Annotated in this window: 15 protein-coding genes and 1 riboswitch; of the genes, 2 read left to right on the top strand and 13 right to left on the bottom strand. The window is 48.5% G+C overall.

The genetic code is table 11. From position 1 onward, the window contains the following. Nucleotides 1-45: 45 nt before the first annotated feature. On the top strand, nucleotides 46-690 hold the full coding sequence (sigK, locus tag NE619_RS15020) for an RNA polymerase sporulation sigma factor SigK (RefSeq protein WP_256133273.1): 645 nt from the start codon (nucleotides 46-48) through the stop codon (nucleotides 688-690). A 17-nt stretch (nucleotides 691-707) separates the two neighbouring features. Here the strand turns inward: sigK and NE619_RS15015 are convergent, their stop codons facing one another. From NE619_RS15015 to NE619_RS14960, 12 genes are all read right to left on the bottom strand, one after another. After that, nucleotides 708-2315, bottom strand: coding sequence for a peptidoglycan D,D-transpeptidase FtsI family protein (locus NE619_RS15015; RefSeq protein WP_256133272.1), 1608 nt, complete (start codon nucleotides 2313-2315; stop codon nucleotides 708-710). Nucleotides 2316-2378: 63 nt separating this feature from the next. Then, on the bottom strand, nucleotides 2379-3620 hold the full coding sequence (locus tag NE619_RS15010; RefSeq protein WP_256133271.1) for a DUF1015 domain-containing protein: 1242 nt from the start codon (nucleotides 3618-3620) through the stop codon (nucleotides 2379-2381). After that, a complete protein-coding gene (cmk, locus tag NE619_RS15005) occupies nucleotides 3620-4273 on the bottom strand; it encodes a (d)CMP kinase (protein WP_256133270.1) in 654 nt (217 codons plus the stop codon). Before cmk ends, NE619_RS15010 begins: the two co-directional genes overlap by 1 nt. A 13-nt stretch (nucleotides 4274-4286) precedes the next feature. Next, nucleotides 4287-4751: a transcriptional regulator NrdR gene (nrdR, locus tag NE619_RS15000; protein WP_256133269.1), complete on the bottom strand. Its 465-nt coding sequence runs from the start codon at nucleotides 4749-4751 to the stop codon at nucleotides 4287-4289. A gap of 205 nt (nucleotides 4752-4956) precedes the next feature. Beyond that, nucleotides 4957-5607, bottom strand: coding sequence for a cyclase family protein (locus NE619_RS14995; protein ID WP_256133268.1), 651 nt, complete (start codon nucleotides 5605-5607; stop codon nucleotides 4957-4959). Nucleotides 5608-5637: 30 nt separating this feature from the next. After that, nucleotides 5638-7056: an MFS transporter gene (locus tag NE619_RS14990; protein WP_256133267.1), complete on the bottom strand. Its 1419-nt coding sequence runs from the start codon at nucleotides 7054-7056 to the stop codon at nucleotides 5638-5640. A 376-nt stretch (nucleotides 7057-7432) separates the two neighbouring features. After that, the gene (locus NE619_RS14985; protein WP_256133266.1) at nucleotides 7433-7690 is read right to left on the bottom strand and encodes a YlmC/YmxH family sporulation protein; all 258 of its coding nucleotides are present in this window, start codon (nucleotides 7688-7690) and stop codon (nucleotides 7433-7435) included. Nucleotides 7691-7806: 116 nt separating this feature from the next. Next, nucleotides 7807-9231: an alanine/glycine:cation symporter family protein gene (locus NE619_RS14980; RefSeq protein ID WP_256133265.1), complete on the bottom strand. Its 1425-nt coding sequence runs from the start codon at nucleotides 9229-9231 to the stop codon at nucleotides 7807-7809. A gap of 116 nt (nucleotides 9232-9347) precedes the next feature. Further along, nucleotides 9348-9437, bottom strand: a riboswitch (glycine riboswitch). A gap of 119 nt (nucleotides 9438-9556) precedes the next feature. Then, nucleotides 9557-10744 (bottom strand): trigger factor, encoded by a 1188-nt coding sequence (gene tig / locus NE619_RS14975; RefSeq protein ID WP_256133264.1) that lies wholly within the window; start codon nucleotides 10742-10744, stop codon nucleotides 9557-9559. A 191-nt stretch (nucleotides 10745-10935) separates the two neighbouring features. Further along, complete coding sequence (locus NE619_RS14970; protein WP_330640791.1) at nucleotides 10936-11598, bottom strand: GTP pyrophosphokinase family protein; 663 nt, start codon at nucleotides 11596-11598, stop codon at nucleotides 10936-10938. Nucleotides 11599-11688: 90 nt separating this feature from the next. After that, nucleotides 11689-14271: an EAL domain-containing protein gene (locus tag NE619_RS14965; protein ID WP_256133263.1), complete on the bottom strand. Its 2583-nt coding sequence runs from the start codon at nucleotides 14269-14271 to the stop codon at nucleotides 11689-11691. Continuing rightward, nucleotides 14258-14926, bottom strand: a complete 669-nt coding sequence (locus tag NE619_RS14960; RefSeq protein WP_256133262.1) for a Crp/Fnr family transcriptional regulator — start codon at nucleotides 14924-14926, stop codon at nucleotides 14258-14260. Before NE619_RS14960 ends, NE619_RS14965 begins: the two co-directional genes overlap by 14 nt. Before the next feature lie 180 nt (nucleotides 14927-15106). Here NE619_RS14960 and NE619_RS14955 point away from each other — a divergent pair, with 180 nt between their 5' ends. Continuing rightward, entirely contained in the window at nucleotides 15107-17233 is a 2127-nt protein-coding gene (locus tag NE619_RS14955) for a sensor domain-containing phosphodiesterase (RefSeq protein WP_256133261.1), read from the top strand. A gap of 64 nt (nucleotides 17234-17297) precedes the next feature. Here the strand turns inward: NE619_RS14955 and NE619_RS14950 are convergent, their stop codons facing one another. Further along, the gene (locus NE619_RS14950) at nucleotides 17298-17828 is read right to left on the bottom strand and encodes a flavodoxin family protein (RefSeq protein ID WP_256133260.1); all 531 of its coding nucleotides are present in this window, start codon (nucleotides 17826-17828) and stop codon (nucleotides 17298-17300) included. Between the last annotated feature and the right edge of the window lie 139 nt (nucleotides 17829-17967).

Below are 17967 nucleotides of genomic sequence, written 5' to 3'. Positions count from 1 at the left end.
TCTGGATTTTGCATATAGTAAAAATCTATAGAGGGGGTTACATAAATGAGCGTTTCCTTTCCGAAACCGTTAACACTTGCAGAGGAGGAACATTATATATCTCTTTATGAATCAGGAGATGAAGACGCAAAGGATGTATTGATCGAACGCAATCTGAGGCTGGTGGCCCACATTGCGAAAAAATATACCGGCACAGGCTTCCCGGGGGATGACCTGATCTCCATCGGGACCATTGGCCTCATTAAAGCAGTGAATACCTACAGCAGCAAAAAGGCGACCAGGCTGGCTACTTACGCAGCCAAATGCATTGAAAATGAGATTTTAATGAGTATACGGTCTTCCAAGAAAAACAAAGCGGAAGTTTCACTGTCCGTTCCCATTGGAACGGATAAGGACGGCAATGAGATCAGCTTTAATGATATTCTTGGCACGGACCCTGACGCGATCCTGGATGATATCAGTCTGAAGATCCAGGTAGGAAAACTGCTTCAGGCCATTAACACCTCGCTGACTCCCAGAGAAAAAACAGTAGTCCTCAACCGCTACGGAATTTTCGGCCATAAGCCGAGAACACAGAGAGAAGTAGCCGCGCTTCTGGGGATCAGCAGATCCTATGTTTCCAGGATCGAAAAAAAGGCGCTGTTGAAGCTGCGCGAAGAATTGAAATATGAAATGTCCGTCGGTCCCTGACCGGCGGACATTTCTTTTTAGAAATCGAGGGAGCGCTCAAAGCTTTTGGAGTCGCTGAGATACTGAGCCACCTGCGCGAATAGCGGCCCTGCGGACTGGCTTCCCGATTCTCCCGATTCCACGAATACCGTAATGGTATATTCCGGGTCCTGAGCCGGAACAAAACCGGTCATCCAGCCGTGGACCGTTTCCCTGCCGCCTATATTTGACTCCGCGGACCCTGTTTTCCCTGCCATGGCCACACCCGCGGTCAGGCTCTTCCCTGACCCCTCTGTCATGGTCTTTTCCATCATCTGGCGCACCGCTTCCGCAGCAGCCGGGCTGATGACCGTTTCCTCTGTTTTATCTCCATCTTCCAGCAGAATATGGACTCCGGAATCGACTCCGCCGTTGGCGATGATATTGGTCATGCGAGCGATCTGTAGCGGCGTTGCCAGAGTCTCTCCCTGGCCGATGGACAGATTGGCGATAGCCGCTCCCTGGGACTGCTGCGCAGTCATGAGATTTCCGGTCTTCTGTCCGGGATAATCCCTGATGGGGATTTGTCCCAAACCCATTTTTTCCGCTGTCCCAATGATGGTCTCCGCTCCCAGCTCCTGTCCCAGTTGGATAAAGGCCGAATTGCAGGACTGAGCCAGAGCGTCCCGCAGGGTAATGGTCCCATGGCCCTGCTCTCCCCCGGTCTTGCATTTTATCTGCTTTCCGTTGATTGTTTCATAGCCTTTGCAGACAAAGGTTTTATCCGGGCTGATCCCCTGTTCCATTGCCGCGGCTGCCAGCACGATCTTAAAGACCGATCCCGGCGGATAGGTCCCCTGGGTGACCTTATTGACCAACTCGTTTTTATCGCTGTTCATATATTCGCTGACCCGGTTGGGATCAAAAACAGGCGTGCTGGCGGAGGCTACGATCTCTCCGGTATCGCTTTTAAGCACAACAATCGCCCCATTCTTCCCGGAACCCCGCAGGATATCCTCCACAGCCCCCTGCAGCCCCGCGTCCAGGGTCGTCACGACGCCCTTTTTCACATAGGCGTCCTGATCCATGGCCGTGGAAACCACCAGTCCTCTCCCCTGCATAATGTTTCCTCTCACATCCGCTGTTGTAAAGATCCTCTTATTGAGCAGGGACAGCTGATTATCGCACATCAGCTCGATACCCGTAGCGCCGCTGGCATCCTGCGGGTTGACGTAACCCAGGATGTGCACGGCTTTTTGCTGCTGGCCGTACCGTCTTCCGGCTTCGATGATGTAAGCGGAGGAATTGCGGATCAGCTGCTGTCCCAGCTCCTTGTCATAGCGCTTTGAGGCGAACACTTTATAATCGCTGCCCGTATTTTTCAGCTCCCTGGCTCCCATTAAATTCAGCGCCCGTTTTGTTTCTCCGTCAAAATTTTTTTCACGTATGATAAAAATGTATTCCTGATTGTTTCCCACCAGAGGCGTATTGTTGCGGTCATAAATCAAGCCTCTGGTATTGGCGCCCTCCAGAGCGATCATCTGCTGCGCAGCGGCGGCCCGGCTGAGATCGTCGTGTCCCCAGAACTGAATATAGGCCAGACGGCCGATCAGCGCGATTACCAGCGCGCCCAGAACGGCTCCCACAAATAACATTCTCTTCCTCATAATCAAAAACACTCCTTTAAAAGTATCTTTGCCCTTTAAAGGAGTGTTTATACTGCGTTTTCTCTACAGCTGATGCACGAAAAGGCCGCTGCCAAGCTTCGGCTCAAACCAGGTGGATTTCGGAGGCATAACCATATCGTTATCCGATACGTTCAGCAGATCCCCGATCTCCACAGGATGTACGGCAAAAGCAATCTTCATATCTTCGCCGCACCGTCTTTCCAGTTCTTCCAGACCGCGGATTCCGCCGACAAAATCAATTCGCTTGTCTGTTCTCGGGTCTTCAATGCCCAGAATCGGCCCCAGAATATTATTCTGCAGGATGGCAACGTCCAGAGAGTCGATCACATGGTCGGGAATGATCTCCTCTTTGGCGGTAAGCCGATACCAGTTTCCTTCCAGGAACATGCCGAAGCAATGCTTTTCTTCCGGACGATAGATGTCCTCACCTTTTTTGTCGATCTTAAATCCGGCGTCTCTGATTTTTTCCATCAGGCTTTCCACCGTATTGCCGTTGAGATCCTTTACCACCCGGTTGTAGTCAAAGATATGCAGGTCGGAATCAGGGAAAACCACTGCCATGAAGAAGTTAAATTCTTCTTCGCCCGTGTAATCGGGATTTTCTTCTCTGCGCTTTAAACCCACCTTGCAGGCCGACGCGCTCCTGTGATGACCGTCGGCAATATACAGGGAAGGAATTTCACCGAAGAGGGAAGTGAGGCTTTCCACTGTGTCAGCATCGTCTACCACCCACAGGGTATGCTGAATTCCGTCTTCGCCGGTAAAATCATAGACCGGCTTGTTGCCGGCAGCCCAGCCTTCCACCAGAACCCGGATTCTTTTATCGTCCCGGTAAGTCAGGAACACCGGCTCCGTATTGGCATTGCATACGTCAAAATGATTGATGCGGTCCAGTTCTTTTTCCACGCGGGTGAACTCATGTTTTTTGATGGTGTTGTTCTGATACTCGTCCACCGATACGGTGCCCACGATTCCGGTCTGCACCCGTCCGTCCATAACCTGACGGTAGATGTACAGCGCCGGCTCATCCTCCTGGATCAAAACACCTTTGTCCAGAAATTCTTCGATATTGCGCTTTGCCTTTTCATATACGCTCTTGTCGTAAGGGTCTTTCTGCTGAGGCAGATCGATCTCCGATCTGCATATATGCAGAAAACTGTATGGATTTCCTTCCGCCATTTTGCTTGCTTCCTGACGGTTCATAACATCATAGGGCAGGGAAGCCACTTTGTCCGCGTATTTCTGCGCCGGTCTTATTGCTTTAAAAGGTCTTACTGTTGCCATTATTTCTCAATCTCCTTTAATATATAGTTTGTTACATCCTCTATGCTCATGCCTGTGGTGTCCAGTTCAATGGCGTCCTCCGCTTTGCGCAGCGGATTCAGCTCTCTGGTCATATCGCTGTGATCGCGTTTTTTAATGTCTTCCAGGACTTGCTCGTAGGTGATATCCTGGCCTTTTTCCGCCAGCTCTTCATATCTGCGCTTGGCCCGTTCCTCCGCTGAGGCAGTCATGAAAAACTTATATTCCGCGTCGGTCAGCACATTGCTGCCAATGTCCCTTCCATCCATAATGACGCTCTTTTCCTGCCCCATTCCCCTCTGGAGCTGGACCAGCTTTTCCCGCACCTCCGCCAGCGCCGAACATTCGGAGGCTTTCTTTGAAATCCGGGGAGTTCGGATTTTATCGTTGATGATTTCTCCGTCCAGTATGATGTTTCCCCCGGAAAAGTCGATGACTGTGGAATCCAGCATGTCTTTCAGCGCCTGTCTGTCCTTTGGATCAACGCCGCAGCTGAGGGTTTTGTACCCTACCGCACGGTACATGGCGCCTGTGTCGATATAGTCGATACCCAGTTTTTTTGCCACTGCCTTGGCAATGGTGCTTTTTCCCGCGCCGCTGGGCCCGTCGATCGCTACTCTGATTATTTTATCCATGTTTTCGCTTCCTTTACTTGCCTTTTTTCGTTATAAGCAGTTTTTCGATTTCGGCTACAAAAGTATTGATGTCGGTAAATTGTCTGTATACGGAAGCAAAACGCACATAGGCCACTTCATCCAGCTTGCGCAGACGTTCCATGATCAGCTCGCCGATAAAGGTGCTGTCCACTTCCTTTTCCATCATATTATTGAGGCCGCGCTCGATTTCATCGACCACCTTTTCGATTTCAGCCATGGGCACCGGCCGTTTTTCACAGGCCCGGATGATTCCGTTCATGATCTTGTTCCGATCAAACGCTTCTCTCCTGCCGTCTTTCTTAATGACCATGAGGATCATCTCTTCCACTTTTTCATAGGTGGTGAACCTCTTTCCGCAGGCATCGCACTCGCGTCTCCTGCGAATGGCATGTCCATCCTCCGTGTGCCGGGAGTCGATTACCTTGGTATCCTGATTTTCGCAAAACGGGCATCTCATCTCAATATCCTCCTATCACTACTATTCCTGTAACCCAACATAGTGATTTTACTACATATTGTGGTTCACGTCAATTTTACACAAAAAAAACAGGAGAACCGTTTTTCAACAGATCTCCTGTAATTCCCTGCCTCTTTGGGCAGCGGGTGTCCGGACCGGCGCTTACACTTTGCAATGGCACAGCCCGCCTCCCAAATCACTTGTTTTATTCAATTTCCATAGCAACGGCTCTCACCGGGGAACCGTCGGTCCCTGCTATCTTAAGCGGAAAAGCGGCTACCACTACGTTGTCGAAATCAATCTGATCCAGATATGCCCAGTTTTCACCGATCATCAGTCTCTTTTCGGAGAACAGGTCGTGGACCGGGAATTCCGTTCCGCCCGACTGGTCGGCATTCATGGTGTCAATACCGATAAAGCGGACGCCCTTGTCAACGAGATACTCCGCCACTTCGCCGGCTACGAACGGATGGTTATAAAATTTTTCCGTGCCTCTTGTCTTGTACCAGTTGGTATTGAAGAGAACGATGGTTCCGTCCTTGATCTTTTCATCGTATGGCTTAACGTCTTCCATGGTGATCTTTTCATTTTCTTTCTTGTCCGTAACGCGGATCACCACCGCTTCGCCAAAGAAGAAGTCCAGCTCCATCTTGTCGATTGTATCGCCGTCGTTCCGGAAGTGATAAGGCGCGTCCACATGGGTTCCGGTCTGTGTTCCCACATAAACGCCGGAAAGATTGTAATAATCCTTCTCGATAGTGTGTGTCGTTGTGACTTTTGGTTCAGGATCTCCGGGATAAATCGGGCTGTTGTCCGATACTTCCCATGATAAATCCACAATTTTTTTAACTTTCATGATATACTCCTTTTTATTTACGCGGGATTCTTAAACAAGATCCTTGAATTCCGCCATATCGATTTCTTTCCCCTGTTTTCTGTCCGCAATTGCCTGACGAACTCTGTCGTGCTTTTCTCTGCTCAATGGGTACTTGAGTATAATCAGCACAGTGACGAGATAAATTCCGCCGCATAAGAACGCGTACATGTATTTAAGCCCTGATAACGCTTCCGCCGTCTGCTCCGCAGCTGCGGCATTGTATCCGATGACTGTGAGCAGTGTACCGAGAACGGCTGCGCCCAAAGCTCCGCAGGCTTTCTGGATAAAGGCGACCACGCCAAAGATCACGCCGTCGACTCTCTTTCCTGATGTAAGCTCCGTAACATCCACGCAGTCCGGAATCATAGCCCATGGAACCTGATATACCGCCGCGTTGCCCAGTGACATCAGAATTGCCAGAACATAGATCGCCGCCACATTGCCCGGCTGGATGATGAATCCGATCATCACAATCATTACAACTGCTTCCAGACCAATGGCAATGACCCATGCAGCCTTCTTGGAAAGCTTCTGCATCAGCCTGTCCGTAATCCATGCGCAGAAAATGCTGGCTACGCCGAACACTAAGGTTACGCTGGCGATCCGGCCCTCCGATAACTGCGCGTAGTTGGTGTAGTAGTAAACCTGCAGCGCATAGTTGATGGTATTGGCAAAGATCGCAATACCGAAAATCAGCATAACAATTCTGGTCGGCTTGCTTTTGAAGATATCCTTGATATCGGCAAAGGAGAACTTTCCGCTGTCTTCTCTGTGTCTTTCATATCCCTTGGTCGTCTTCCAGAGGATGAAGATGAAGAGCAGAGCCACCAGCATGTAAAGAGCCAGCGTACAGCTCCATCCCCGGTCGGCGTTATCAAACATTCCGCCAAAGTACGCTACCAGCATCAACGTCGGGCTGATGGCAACGGTCGCCGTCAGACCGAAGTAGTTTTTAAAAGTAGCCAGTGAAGCTCTCTCATTGTAGTCCAATGTCATTTCTGAACCCAGAGCTGAGCTTGAAATGTCGAGTACGGTCTGTGCTGTGTAGTAAAGTAGTATGATGATTACAAAATATACTTTAGAAACAGCTTCACTGAAGCCCCAGTTGGTAAAGAGCAGAATACTGATGAAAACAAACGGCAGCGCTACGCCAATGATAAGCGGGCGCCTCCTTCCGCTCTTCCACTTGAGGTTATCGGAAATGCCTCCGACAATCGGGTCCGTAATCGCGTCCCACAGAGTACCCAGTGAAATCATCGCACCTGCGAAAGCTGCCGACAGACCTACTACATCCGTAAAGAAATACAGCCCGTAATAACTGAACGCGGTCCAGGTGATAAAGCTGCAGTAGCCGGACAAACCATATCCCAGCTTGACCTTAAAAGGTAACTTTTCATTCGGCCTTCCGGCCGCAATGTTGTTTCCCATAATTAAACCTTCCTTTCATAAATCTTTTATAAATAGTTATTAAATAGGTCCCCAATCCCTATTCGCCTTTTGACCGTATAATTATTACGCAATCTCCGTGCCACTTTAGAAAGTGTTGATTTTCTGGCGTTTCCCACTAAAAAACAGCAGAAATCTATTCAAATTCAAATAGCATTCTGCTGTTTTGGAAGGCTTCTTTTCTTTTATTTCCTGCGTTAATCCGTTTTATCCGGATCATTCACTTGTATTCATCATCCTTGATTTTTATTTAATTTTGAATAAACCTGCGAATATACTGGATTTTTTAGCAGTTCCCGGCAGGTTTGTTTTTTATTGGCATTCTGTGTTTTTTGGCGGCACTCCGCTTTTATTCATTTTAATCCATGGAATCCAGGGATGTCGGCACATCGACCAGGATTACGTCCTCTCCCACGGTTTTCACATTCTTCCATTTAATAACGAAATCTTCCGTATCTCTGCCGAACAGGTTGAAAAATCCCCGCTGTCCCGGCAGAACGATGCCTTCGATTTTTCCCTCTTTCAGATTTATCTCAATATCATATACAAATCCCAGGCTCTTGCCGTCATAAATATTGATCACTTCTTTATTTTTAATATTCTCTGTATTTAACATACTTTATCCCCCTTTTAATGTTTGTCCTTTTAAATATATTAAAAAACGGCGGAAATAAGAACGCTTTTTTGATTCTTATTCCGCCGTTTTTTTATGTCAAGCTTTCATCGACCTGCTTACTGAAGTCTGTTTTCGCTGATCCGCTTAAAATAGCTCCTGGTCTCAGCCACAATGACGCCATTGAGAGCCAGCAGAGCGATCAGGTTCGGAATCGCCATCAATCCGTTAAAGATATCGGCGATGGTCCATACCGCGCTTACGGTGATGAACGGGCCTACTAAAACAGCCAGGATGTACAGCCATCTGTATGTAGTGAGCACGCCTTTATGTCCGTTGGACAGATACTCCAGACAGCGTTCGCTGTAATAGTCCCATCCAAGGATGGTTGTAAAGGCAAAGAATGCCAGGCAGAGCATCAGCACGAAGGAGCCGGTTCCCGCGGACCACGGAAGGCCTTCTCCAAAGGCGAAGGACGTTACCTGTGCGCCTTCAAGTCCCTCTGCTACTGCTTTATCATAAGCACCTGTTACCATAATCGTCAGACCGGTCATGGTACAGATTACGATAGTATCAATAAAGGTACCGGTCATGGAGATGAGTCCCTGTCTTACCGGTTCTTTTGTCTGTGCGGCCGCGGCTGCGATCGGCGCGCTTCCCAGGCCGGCCTCGTTGGAAAAGATTCCTCTGGCAACACCTTTTTGCATAGCCAGCATCAAAGCTCCCAGGGCTCCGCCCGCCATAGCTCTCAATCCAAAGGCGCTGGCAACAACCTCAACGACTGCGCCCGGAATTGACCGGATATTGGCGATCAGGATACAAACGCAGATCAGAACGTAAGCGATGGCCATAAAGGGCACAACGATCGTGGTTACGCTGGCGATTCTCTTAATTCCTCCGATAACCACCAGAGCCGTCAATGCCGCGACAACGATTGCCGTAATCACAACGGAAATGGAGTAATCCCTGCCAAGCAGCGCAATTGTATGCTGGCTGTTGGGATCAAAAAATTCCTGTGCCGCGGACGCGATTCCATTTACCTGTGTAATGGTACCGATTCCCAAAAGACCTGCCAGCAGGCCAAATGTGGCAAATAATTTTGCCAGCCACTTCCAGTTACGTCCCATTCCGTTTTCTATGTAGTAGAACGGTCCGCCGAGAGCATGCCCGTCCGGCTTGAGAACTCTGTACTTGATTGAGAGAACGCCTTCCGAGTATTTTGTAGCCATACCAAAGCAGGCCGCCAGAATCATCCAGAACAGCGCTCCGGGTCCACCAGCGATTACAGCCGTAGCAACGCCGACGATGTTTCCCGTACCGATGGTCGCGGCCATCGCCGTACAGAGCGCTCCGAAGCTGGTTACTTCTCCCTCTCCGTTAACTTCATTTTTTACCATGTACTTGAGTGCTGTTCCCAGTTTGCGGAACTGGAGCACTCCCAGCCGGATGGTCAGAAAGATGCCGGTTCCCATAATCAGTACGATCATCGGTACGCCCCATACCACACCATCAATGCTTTCCAGTACTTTAGTCACTTGGTCCATTTTTTTCTACCCTCTCTTCATTTGATATAATTGCGAATAAAACTGCGCTTAAAAAAATAAAAAGCCGAATAATTCGACTTTCCAGAGACCGGGCAAAGCTATTAAGATAATCATAAACTATCTGCTCTGTCCTTTTGCCTGAGAGATCGGCGGCAATCCGCCTTACACCTTCGGCGCTCATTTTGAGACTCTCCAGAGAATCAGAATGTCTTTCTCACCCAAAACAAAGACTGCAAGTTCGGGCTTGATCGATAAACTAACGTAACGATATTACCACACCTTGCAGTCCATTTCAATGATTTTTTTAAATTATTGTTCCAATGCCCTACGCATCGGCGCCGCCCGGCTCATCGTTGGAAGTGGCGTCATCCGCCCCTTTTCCTTCCGTAGTGGCGTCCGTGGAATCCGTTGCCTTTGTTTCTTCGGTTGATTCCTTGGTTGCTTTCGTCTCTGTCTTTTTATCTACGGTTTTGGCGTTGTCATAGATGAAGTCGATGACTTTCTCATAGGTCAGGGAAAGCTCCACATAAGAGTCGATATCTTCGCCGAAGTTTTCCTTAAAGGTGTCTTCCGTGTATCCCGACTCCTCGATCTGACTGCGCAGCTTCTTTTCGTCATCCTTCGTATAGCTGAGCTTTTCCTTGTCCGCTATATAGTAGGAAACCATCTGTTCTTTTACATACTCCTGGGCAGCCTGCTTATTCTTTTCGTTATATTCTTCCTCAGACTGGATGCCCATCTGCTGCCAGATGTCTTTCAGTTCCATGCTGTAGGTTTTAGCCATCTTCTGATACTGTTCTTCCAAAACCTTTACGTATTCATTTACTTCTTCTTCCGGATATTTGATAACTTCCGAACTGTCGAAGACTTCTTGCCAGAGGTCGTTCTTTCTGGTGTTCTTTTCCTCTTCTTCTTTATCTTTCAGCAGCTGCTCTTTCACCTGCTTTTCATACTCGGCAGTCGTTTTGACCTTGCTGTTTTTTGCCACCCACGCGTCGTTGTATTCCGGGATCGTATCTACGGAAACGTAGTTGATCTTCACCGTGAACACCACGGCCTTGCCGGCTACGTCCGTATTTTGGTAATCGTCCGGGAATTTCAGGTTCAGGTCCTGGGTTGAGCCGATCTCTTTACCGATGAGGCCGTCCTCAAAGCCCGGTATAAACTGGCCTGAACCGATGGTCAGATCATCGCCTTTCTTGCTGCCTCCTTCGAAGACTTTGCCGTCGATCTTTCCTTCATAGTCGATATTCACTTTATCGCCTTTTGCTACAGTGCCTTCTTTCTTCTTTTCCGTAGTCTTGGAGTCCTCCACATTGGACTGGACTTTTGCAGTCACCTCTTCATCGGATACGGAGACACTGATTTTCTCCATCTCCAGTCCCTTGTAATTTCCTACCTTTACATATTCCGACAGGTCGTACTGGCTGTAAGGCTTGCTGCCGCACCCGGTCAGCCCCATCACAGCGATCAGGCATACGATCAAAGTCAATGCAATCAGTTTCTTTTTCATAACTTCCTCTTTCTCTTTTATTTTTTCGCAAATCATCGCGATTCTATTCTTTGCGGACCGCGCCCGCATGGGTTCCGCTGTGTCCGCCCGTTTCTCCGGGCCGCAGCGATCCGGTAAATATCATATCATATTCGCACTGTGTTTTAAAGATTTGAAACAAATCTACATGGATCGTTCACACAGGAGACATATTACAGGTCTTTATGTATCTGTTCCATCTTTCGGTCAACCTCAGCCATGGCTTCCGCGCAGTCCTTCAATTCCTGCTCCATCTGCGGAGTAATTCCGCCGACCCGTTTATACTTAAGCTCGTGTTCCAGACTTGCCCAGGTATCCATAGCAATGGTCCGGAACTGGATTTCCACAGGAACCAGCTCGGTACGGTCCGATAGGAACACCGGTATCTGCACTACCAGATGAAGGCTCCTGTATCCGCTTTCTTTAGGGTCTTTGATGTAATCGCTGCGCCGCAGCAGCTTGATGTCGTCCTGCTGCAGCAGCAGAGAAGCCACCGCGTATACATCGTCAATATAATTGCAGATAACCCGGATGCCCGCAATGTCGGTAATTTTATAAAAAGATTCAAGCCGAATGTCCAGTCCTTTTCTCTCCAGCTTTTCAAAAAGGCTCTGTGGAGACTTGAGTCTGCATTCCATATGATGGATCGGGTTGTAATCATATCTCACCTGGAATTCATCATCCAGAATCTCCAGTTTGGTGCTTACTTCCCGAATAGCCGCATGATAAATGTTCCGCAGGAGCACGTAATCCTGAAATTCATCCATGAGCGGTTTGAGGGCCGCCGGTACTGCTGTCTCGTCCAATCGGAAATTATCCTTTTTTTCAATAATCATTTGTTGACTCCTTTTTTATTCTGTGCTCGTCTCTATTCCCGTATTCTGTTATTGTACAATAACTTCCATGTAATTTCTGCGGAAGTTTTCTTAAAATTTTATTAAAAACATTTCTTCAAAGCTTCTTTTGGGCACCGGCCTGCCCAGATAAAAGCCCTGGATGTACTGAATATCCATCTCGCCTACTGCCGAAAAATCCTCTTCATCCTCCACGCCTTCCACACAGACCTCCATATTCATCACGTGGCACAGATCCGCGATCAGGCTGACAAAAGAACGATCAAATTTTCTGTCCCGTATGCCTTTTATAAACGTCCGGTCGATCTTAACCACATCGGCGGGCGCCAGCTTCAGCAGCCCCAGAGAGGAGTATCCGGTACCGAAGTCGTCGATGGCTACCGACATTCCCATCTCCCGGCATTGGGAGAGAATCATCGAAAGCTCATTTCCGTTGTTGGCAAAATAGCTCTCTGTCAATTCCAGCATTAACAGCCCCGGGTCCGCATGATACTTGCTGATGGTTGCCCGTATGAAGTCCAGCAGTCCTTCATCTTCCAGCTGACTGGCGGAAAGATTGACGCTGATGCGGATGGGATATCCCTGCTGTTGCCATTGGGAACATTTTTTGACCGCCTCTTCAAAAATCCATCTGCCCAGCTTCAGAATCAGCCCGTTTTTTTCCAGCAGAGGAATGAATTCGTCCGGGCCCACCCTGCCGAATTTTTCACTGGCCCATCTGCACAGGCACTCAGCTCCGATTAATTTTTTCTCTTTATTAAAGACCGGCTGAAAATACGCTTCAAACCCCTTGAAACCGTTATTAATGCTCTCTCTGAGCAGCTGCTCGATCCCAAGCACGCGGGTCGTTTCCACCAGCATTTCTCTTGAAAAAAATGAAATTCGGTTTTTGCCATTCTGCTTGGCGTGGTTGAGGGCATATCCGGCGTATTTAATCAGCTCCATATAGGCCGCGGCATATTCAGGAAAAGCCACGCAGCCACAGGATACGGTGCAGAAAAAAGTCCGGTTATCGTAGCTCTGCTGTTTGCCAAAGGATTTCTGCAGGGACCGGTAGAAGTTCTGCGCCATTTCTTTGCCTTCACCAAAGAGGATCGCTGCGAACTCATCCCCGTCCAGACGAAAGAGCATTCCGTTGTTGGGCAGAAGGCTCTGTATCCTCTGCGCCGCAATGCGTATCACTTCATCACCAAAATGGCGGTCGTACAGATCATTGACCCTTTTTAAATTGTCCAGGCCCATATGAAGAAGTAAGAACGGAGCATCCCGGTCTTCTTCTGTCAGCTGTTCAAGCTGGTGTATAAATTCATATTTATTGAAGAGTCCTGTCAGATGATCGACCCTGTTTTTATTGCCCAGATTTGTGATAATCCCTGCAAAGAGCTCCGGTTCCCCGTTCTCATCCCGCTCCAGATGGCCTCTGCACCGAACCCATACCCACTTCCCCTCGTGATTTTTTGCCCGGTATTCCACACTATGGCAGTCTGTTCTTCCGTCTGCGATCTCCTGGTTTGATTCCAGAAAGGCCGCCTTATCGTGCTCGTGCACCCTTGCGCCCCAGACTGCCGCCGCATTATGTATGACCCGTCCCGGAAGCTCGAACTCATCCACCATAGCCTGGGGATACAGAAACACGCCGGTCTTCATATTGCACACGTATATGTAATCATCCGTGCTTTGAGAAAGGGCGTCATAGAGCAGATCCTTATTATAGAAAAACGATTCCGGTTCCGCCTGGCTCTGTCCCTGATTCAGTTTTTCGTTGGCCCTCCTGATATGAGCCGCCCGTTTGTATTGATAGAGCTTTTCATCCGCGGCATTGAGCGCGTCCTCTACCGAATCGGTCAGCTCACTGTCTATGCTGACCACACCATAGCAAAAGATATCGCCCGGCAGCAGCTCCGATCGTTCATCCTTGCTAAAGCTGTGCAGCGCGCCCTCCAGCCTTTCTTTGGCTTCCTTTTCTCTCGTGCAGGAAAAAACCACTACAAATTCATCTCCGCCCAGCCGAAACATGTATTCTTTTTTCTGCAGCACGTCACCGATCTTCCGGGTTATGGCAATCAACAGCTGATCTCCGGCCTGATGACCGAATTGGTCGTTGACCCGTTTCAGTTCATTGGCGTCGATCATGGCGATTACCAGTGGTTCGCCGGCCTTTTTCGCCCTTTTCAGAGACTTTTCCAGGGCGGTTTTCCCCGCTCTGCGGTTTAATACCCCGGTCAGCTCATCGGTGCTGGCCTGCGCGTACAGTCTCTTCATTTCCGTGATGTCCAGGGAATAATGGAAATGCGCGGTTCGCCCGTCATGCCAGTTGATGAGGCTGTCAAAACATTCGTAGATCCGATCATTTGCCATGTTATCGGCTTCCCACATATAGGAATCGCCCGCAGCCTTATCTTTTTCCAGCTGAAAGAGCGGGCAATTGTCACATCGGTGACTCAGCCCGTTTTTCAGTTCTCTCCAACAGATTTTTCCGATGGGATCCTTTAGACCGAATGCCTCTTTCATCCGTTTATTCATAAAGAGGATTCGGTCTGTCTCCATGTCGGTGACATAGACGTTGGCGTTCAATTTGTCCATGATTTCCCCGAACACCCAATGTTCCAGAGACATGCCCGGGAAAAGATCTTTTTCTTCTTCACATTTTGTCATAACTGAGTCCTTCTTTCCTGCTCAAAGTAAAGTGATTCCTGCTGTAGTCCAGCAACCCTTCATCCTTCATTTTTCCCAGCTCAGCCGACATGGCGCTTCGGTCTACCGACAGGTAATCGGCCAGTTCCTGACGGTTAAATGGGATATCAAAGTCACTGGTTCCCCGCAGAATTGCCTGGGCGGAAAGATAAGAGAGAAGCTTTTCTCTGGTGGTCCGCTTTGTAATATGTTCCATCTTCTGCATGAGGGCAATATTCTTCTGTGCGAGAATTTTCATCATGTTGCCGATGATTTTTGTGTGGAACTGACAGGAACGGGGGCATGTGGTGAGGATTTTCTTATAATCCAGCAGCAGAACCTCCGTCCGTTCTCCGGCCATGACGCTGACCGGAATGATCTCAGTCTCCGCACAGCAGAAGGCTTCCCCAAAGACATCTCCGGGAGCCAAATTTTCGATGATCGTCCGGTTTCCCCAGTAATCTTCTTTCAGAATCCGCAGGCTGCCCGAAACGACGATTCCGGTCAGCGCGGCATGGTCTCCTGCTGTGAACACGAATTCATGTTTTTCGTAAATCTGCCGCCTTGCGGAAAGACAATTCAGGAGCGAGTCAATGTCCTGCGGGTGAATCCCTGCGAACAGTTTTGAATGATTCATATAGGTTCCGGCCTTTCCGTTGTAAATACAACAAAGTCTTTCTCTCAGTATAGCCAATAACCCATCATAAGTCAAACCCCATATCCTCTTGACACTATGCAATTCCTTGACTCTTGCGTTTTTTAATGCGATAATATATTCAGGAAAAAACTAACTATTACGGACCAAAGGAGATTCCGGATGCAAAAAGCTTTTGAAATGCTCGATGCCATATCTGAGCTGGTTTACATTGCTGATATCGAGACTTACGAGCTCCTCTATTTGAATAAACCGGGCAGGGAAAAATTTGAAGCAGGTTCCACAGAGGGGAAAAAATGTTATGAACTTCTTCAGGGCAGAGACCATCCCTGTGAATTCTGTACCAACGACCGCCTGACCCATGAGGAGGTCTATACCTGGGAGTTTTATAACCCGTCTGTTGACGGCTATTACATATTGAAGGACAGCCTGATCGATTGGGAGGGAAAACCGGCCCGCTTTGAGGTTGCCTTTGAAGTCACGGAACTGGAGCTTCAGAAAAAAGCTCTTGAACGCCTGGTACGTTCGGCTGGGCTCATCATAGACTGTGCTAAGATTCTTCATCAGCCCGAATCTCTGGAAACAATCGTTAATAAACTGCTGGATACCCTGGGACGTTTTTTGGAAGCGGAACGCGCCTATATTTTTGAGATCCGCGGAACGAGGATGGACAATACCTACGAATGGTGCGCCCCCGGAATTCAGCCGGAAAAGGATAATCTTCAGAATATGGATATCAGCCTTGTACAGCGGTGGCGTCCGTCTTTCAACCGTCAGGAATGTGTGGTAATTGAAGATATAGGGGAAATACGGGACATCTCCCCGGACGAATATCAGGTCCTTATCAATCAGAACATCCACAGCCTGGTGGCGGCACCGCTGGCCTCAGAAGGCAGCCTGCTGGGATATATCGGCGTTGATAATCCCCCGTCAGAAAATATTCAGCACATTCCGCTGATATTTACGACCCTCAGCTATTTTCTTACATCTGTCATTGAAAAACAGGAGACGGAAAAGCTTCTTCGCAGATTGAGCTATCAGGATACGCTCACCAGCGTCCACAACCGTAATCGCTTTATAAAAGATGTGGAAAAGTTGAGCGTCTCTCCCTGCCGCGACATCGGAATCCTCTATGTGGATCTCAATGGACTTAAGGCCATCAATGACAATCAGGGACATAATTACGGGGACCTTGCCCTGACAAACACGGCGACAAAAATTGCTTCCGTTTTTCCCCATGATAGCATTTATCGCGTCGGCGGCGATGAGTTCGTTGTCATCTGCGGACCGCTGTCAAAGGACGACTTCGATTCCAGAGTCTGGGCACTGAAAAAAGCTTTTATCAATAATCAGGAATACAATGCCGCGATTGGGGCGACGTGGAGCAAAAATTGCGACAATATCCAGCAGCTCATCAGCAGAGCCGATGAACAGATGTATGCGGATAAAAAAGCCTATTACCGGAAAAACCCTCAGACCAGCCGTTATCGCTATATCAACGATCATTTTCTGGAACTGAGCAACCCCCAGACCCTGTATGCGCTCCTGTCGGATGGCGCGTTTCCGGTTTATTTTCAGCCAAAGCTTTCTTTTGCGGACAGACATCTGGCAGGCGCGGAGGCGCTTGTCCGTTATGTGGATAAAAACGGGACCATGGTATCGCCGGCCCAGTTTATCCCTGTTTTGGAAAGCGCCCGTTTAATCTATATGCTTGATTTTTATGTGTTCCGCTATGTCTGCAGGACTCTGCAGATATGGCAAAATGAAGGGCGCACGGTAATTCCCGTATCTGTGAATTTTTCCAGATACACCTTGACCCAGGCTCACTTTTTGGAGAATCTTTTGGAAATCTGGCATTCCTATGACATTCCTCAAAATCTGATTCTGATTGAGATTACCGAAGGTGCGGAATCGGAGCTTTCTTCTGAGATCGTCACCATTCTGAAGCAGGTAAAGGACGCGGGGTTTTCCATTTCCATCGACGATTTCGGAGTAAAGTACGCAAACCTTTCTCTCTTTACTTCTATGGATTTTGATGAGCTGAAGATTGATAAAAGTCTGGTGGATGACGTTGTAAAAAATGAAAAAGCGCAGCTTCTCATCCAGACGATCGTGGAACTCTGCAAGAAGCTGGGCATTAATTTGGTGGCCGAAGGAGTTGAAACGGAAGATCAGTTTGATATGCTCCACCGGTTCGCCTGCGATATTGCTCAAGGCTATCTTTTCAGCAGACCGCTGCCTTTGGATGAATTTATCCGGCTGTACTTATCGAGGGAAAGCGGCCTTTAAATTGATACATTAAAAAACCGCCTCTTCAAAGGCGGCTTTTTTGTATGACTGCCGGGTATCGTTTTCAGCGGATGCTCTTTCCCAATTCAACCACATCTCTCAGCTTGGGGGAATCCTTCATCGACCCCTTTTCGTTCATTCCCGCGATGGTTATAATTCCCTTGTTCGTCCAGTTGAGATAATTGCTCATATACTTGTACTGGTTTACGGCGCTGTCGAAAACGCCTTCCGACATGGCATTCAAGAGCAATGCGGTCTGGGTCGGATGAAAACCTTTTACTGCATGGGCATAAAGGCGGTCGATTGCCAGTTTGATCTGCGCCGACATGCTGAACCAATAGATGGGAGAAGCAAATACCACCATATCGGCTTTATCTGTCTCCGCCAGAATTTCGGCCATATCATCCTTCTGAATACATTCCCCATCGTGGGCAAAACAGTATTCGCAGGCCATGCACGGAGCGATTTTCATTGCGCCCGCATTCTTTATCACCACCTGATTGCCGCTTTCCCGCGCTCCTTCGGCGAAGGCTTCTGCCATAATGTCCGTATTTCCACCCTTCCGTGGGCTTCCTGTTATTACTAAAATGTTCATATCGTTTCCTCCTCGCTTAAAAACCTTCCTGAATACAACCAGTATAGCACCGGCAGGGACCGCTGGCAATGGCTACGATGTCTCGGTGTTGTTAACTTGTGATAATGTCACTATAGGATTCACTTGAGAAAATGTCCCA

It is taken from the genome of Anaerovorax odorimutans (assembly GCF_024459955.1).
Classification (GTDB): domain Bacteria; phylum Bacillota; class Clostridia; order Peptostreptococcales; family Anaerovoracaceae; genus Hominibacterium; species Hominibacterium odorimutans_A.
Note: the sequence above shows the minus strand (reverse complement) of the source record. Positions and strands in the feature narration are given on the sequence as shown.

What these genes read in the sequence shown, in the direction of transcription:
- NE619_RS15015 (WP_256133272.1), bottom strand. Translation starts at nt 2,315, where the DNA reads ATGAGGAAGAGAATGTTATTTGTGGGAGCCGTTCTGGGCGCGCTGGTA.
- NE619_RS14990 (WP_256133267.1), bottom strand. Translation starts at nt 7,056, where the DNA reads ATGGGAAACAACATTGCGGCCGGAAGGCCGAATGAAAAGTTACCTTTT.
- NE619_RS14970 (WP_330640791.1), bottom strand. Translation starts at nt 11,598, where the DNA reads ATGATTATTGAAAAAAAGGATAATTTCCGATTGGACGAGACAGCAGTA.
- cmk (WP_256133270.1), bottom strand. Translation starts at nt 4,273, where the DNA reads ATGGATAAAATAATCAGAGTAGCGATCGACGGGCCCAGCGGCGCGGGA.
- NE619_RS14955 (WP_256133261.1), top strand. Translation starts at nt 15,107, where the DNA reads ATGCAAAAAGCTTTTGAAATGCTCGATGCCATATCTGAGCTGGTTTAC.
- NE619_RS14960 (WP_256133262.1), bottom strand. Translation starts at nt 14,926, where the DNA reads ATGAATCATTCAAAACTGTTCGCAGGGATTCACCCGCAGGACATTGAC.
- sigK (WP_256133273.1), top strand. Translation starts at nt 46, where the DNA reads ATGAGCGTTTCCTTTCCGAAACCGTTAACACTTGCAGAGGAGGAACAT.
- NE619_RS14985 (WP_256133266.1), bottom strand. Translation starts at nt 7,690, where the DNA reads ATGTTAAATACAGAGAATATTAAAAATAAAGAAGTGATCAATATTTAT.
- NE619_RS14950 (WP_256133260.1), bottom strand. Translation starts at nt 17,828, where the DNA reads ATGAACATTTTAGTAATAACAGGAAGCCCACGGAAGGGTGGAAATACG.
- NE619_RS14965 (WP_256133263.1), bottom strand. Translation starts at nt 14,271, where the DNA reads ATGACAAAATGTGAAGAAGAAAAAGATCTTTTCCCGGGCATGTCTCTG.
- NE619_RS15010 (WP_256133271.1), bottom strand. Translation starts at nt 3,620, where the DNA reads ATGGCAACAGTAAGACCTTTTAAAGCAATAAGACCGGCGCAGAAATAC.
- NE619_RS14980 (WP_256133265.1), bottom strand. Translation starts at nt 9,231, where the DNA reads ATGGACCAAGTGACTAAAGTACTGGAAAGCATTGATGGTGTGGTATGG.
- tig (WP_256133264.1), bottom strand. Translation starts at nt 10,744, where the DNA reads ATGAAAAAGAAACTGATTGCATTGACTTTGATCGTATGCCTGATCGCT.
- nrdR (WP_256133269.1), bottom strand. Translation starts at nt 4,751, where the DNA reads ATGAGATGCCCGTTTTGCGAAAATCAGGATACCAAGGTAATCGACTCC.
- NE619_RS14995 (WP_256133268.1), bottom strand. Translation starts at nt 5,607, where the DNA reads ATGAAAGTTAAAAAAATTGTGGATTTATCATGGGAAGTATCGGACAAC.